The organism is Acidobacteriota bacterium, assembly GCA_026393755.1.
In the GTDB taxonomy this organism is placed as follows: domain Bacteria; phylum Acidobacteriota; class Vicinamibacteria; order Vicinamibacterales; family JAKQTR01; genus JBAXOX01.
The window spans coordinates 1-2,455 of the sequence record JAPKZO010000027.1 but is presented as its reverse complement, the minus strand read 5'-3'; the positions used below and the strand labels follow the sequence as shown (position 1 = coordinate 2,455).

General features: G+C 62.8%; 2 protein-coding genes. Both read right to left on the bottom strand.

Annotation, left to right across the window (positions count from 1 at the left end; genetic code table 11):
• Positions 1–118: 118 nt before the first annotated feature.
• Positions 119–1,579 (bottom strand): PAS domain-containing protein, encoded by a 1,461-nt coding sequence (locus NTV05_10565; GenBank protein ID MCX6544834.1) that lies wholly within the window; start codon positions 1,577–1,579, stop codon positions 119–121.
• Positions 1,576–1,743 carry a hypothetical protein gene (locus tag NTV05_10560; GenBank protein MCX6544833.1) on the bottom strand — a complete coding sequence of 56 codons (168 nt, stop codon included), beginning with the start codon at positions 1,741–1,743 and terminating at the stop codon, positions 1,576–1,578. The genes NTV05_10565 and NTV05_10560 overlap by 4 nt, the downstream gene beginning before the upstream one ends.
• Positions 1,744–2,455 lie beyond the last annotated feature (712 nt).

Genomic DNA, 2,455 nt, shown 5'->3' with positions numbered 1-2,455 from the left:
GGTCGCCGCCCAGACGCGCCGAGACCGTTCCGTGAGTACGGGTGCCAGCGCGGTGTACTTGGAGCGCAGGGTGGCAAATTGCACAGGTCAAGCTACCACCCGCGAGAGTTAATATCAATCAGTTATTTCCTGACAAGCCCTTAGTGGACCACGCCTGGAGCGAGAGCGTCTTCTGGTCGGTTTCCACGAAGTGGAAGAAGCCAATCGTGCTGCCGCTCAGTAACTCGGCTTCGTTCAGCATCTGCGTGAGCAACTCGTCGAGCGAATGGCCGAACGCATACTCGCTGAGCCGCACTCGAGCCTGCACGACCGCTTCTGCGCGCTTGCGCTCGGTGATGTCCTGCACGATGCCGATTAGGCGCTGCGGCTGGCCCGCCGCGTCCCAATCGATCTCGGCACGGGCGTCGATGACGTGTTCGGAGCCGTCGCGCCAGCGGATGCGGTACTCCAGATCGTAAGGCGGACCGCCGGCCATCGCGGTGTTCAGGCAAGCCACGATGCGCGTACGGTCGTCGGGATGGACCCGGTTCTCGACAAACGTCCTAAACACCAGCTCGTCGCGTCTAGCCTGGTCCACGTCGAAGATCGCGAACATGTTGTCGGACCACACAGCGGTGTCCGTCGCCACGTCGTAATTCCAGCTTCCCATTCGCGCCACGACCTCAGCGGCTGTGAGTTGGGCTCCGCGGTGGCGCAGCGCCTCCTCTACTTGTTTGCGCTCGGTGATGTCGCGGGCAATACCGAACAGGCCGATGACCTCGCCTTGCGCGTCATGCACCGGTCCTTTGGTGGACAAGAACGTGCGCGCGACGCCGGATGCCATGACGCCGCGGTCGCCTGCCATCACCTGGCGCGCCTCGTCCGGAGCGAACAGGGCCGTGTCGTCCTTGCCAAGAACCTCCCCACTGGGCTTGCCCACGAACTCGGCTGTTGCGGAATTGCACATCAGGTAGCGGCCCATGGCGTCCTTCACGTAGACCGCATCAGAGGTGCCCTCGGTGACCGATTTCAGCAGGGCCTGACTTCGCCGGAATTCCACCTCCGCCTGCTGGCGTTGTTCCTCGCTGTGCCGGATGGCGAATGCGTTTCTGAGGGCCAACGCGATCGGCGGAGACAGGAGCGTGAGGAGTTCGACCGTCTCGTCAATCCGATCCGGTTCTGCCAGGTCCAGCAACAGCAAGGAACCCTGGAGTTCGCCTCCGGCACGCAGCGGAACGCGCTGCAGGGACCAGACGCCAGCCCGCAGTAGCGGCACGCGCAGCGGGTGGTCGACCGGCAGTTCCTCCGGACGCTTGGGCAAGGCGCCCGGTGTGCACTGCGGACAGAAACCACTGAGCTCGCTTTCCGAGAACAGCGTCGCGCACCTCGGCGGAGAGGCATACAGCAGTTCGTGCATCGCGGGCTCGTCCCGATGGGCGAGAAGCAGGACCGCGCGAGCGCCCGTCAGTTCGTGCAGTTGCTCGGCGAGCGTCTGGCCGAGCGCGCGCGGATCGGTAGTGGCCAGCAGTTCGGAGATGATCTCCACCGCCATTAACTGGGTGGGCCGAGAAGTCGAGTCCGACTGGCGCGACGAGTTCACGACGTGCTCTCCTGGGGCGCGCGGACTTCAGTTGCGGCCTCCGCTTCGAGCAGGCACGCCAGCATCCCTTCGGCGATTGCCTGATCAATCAACGTCGTCGCGCCCGCGCGGCCGGCCCTGGTCATCAAGTCGAGAAGCCGGTCGGTCCAGAAGGACAGGGTCATGGGCGCCAGTCAGTCAATTGCGGATTGCGGATTTCAGACCCGGCGAGTGCGGACTGCGGAATCCGGAATGCTGAGGTGGGAACGCTGAAGGAGAAATCCGGACAATCCGCAATCCGAAATCCGAGCGTTGCAGATTTGGCGGGGCAGCGTTTCGGCGGGGACGGCTGGACGAGGCGGCGTGGCGTCTTCACTTCGAAGGCGCCTGACGGGTGCCGATCATGAGCTGGTGAACCCCGAGACTGTTTGTCTCAGTCGAGTTGACGCGCTCCGCTTCGGGGGCCCACCGCCGATAACTCGAATGCTACCACGAACGTCAGGCGGTCAGCCGAGCAGGTCGGCGCCTGGTCTGATCGCCGGGTCTGAAGAGCCGGCTGGTGGTCCGATCGGCAAGATCGAGCATGGTCACGCCATGACCACAAACACACCCACTTACATCCACAAGCGGGTGCACAGGCGGAACGTGGAAGGAACCGCCCGCAATGTTCGATTCAACGGGTAGTACCTGTAATTGACATATATGTCTATAAAGAGTATTACTAATTCCGGAGAAGACATGGACGCTATCACGCCCATCCGATTCGTCGAGCAGTTTCATCTCCTGTTCCTCGCCCAACTCAGCCGACGTGTCGACAAGAAACTCTTCGTCGTCAAAGGGGGCTGCAACCTCCGCTTCTTCCACCGGAGCATCCGGTACTCCGAGGATATGGACCTC

What these genes read in the sequence shown, in the direction of transcription:
- NTV05_10560 (MCX6544833.1), bottom strand. Translation starts at nt 1,743, where the DNA reads ATGACCCTGTCCTTCTGGACCGACCGGCTTCTCGACTTGATGACCAGG.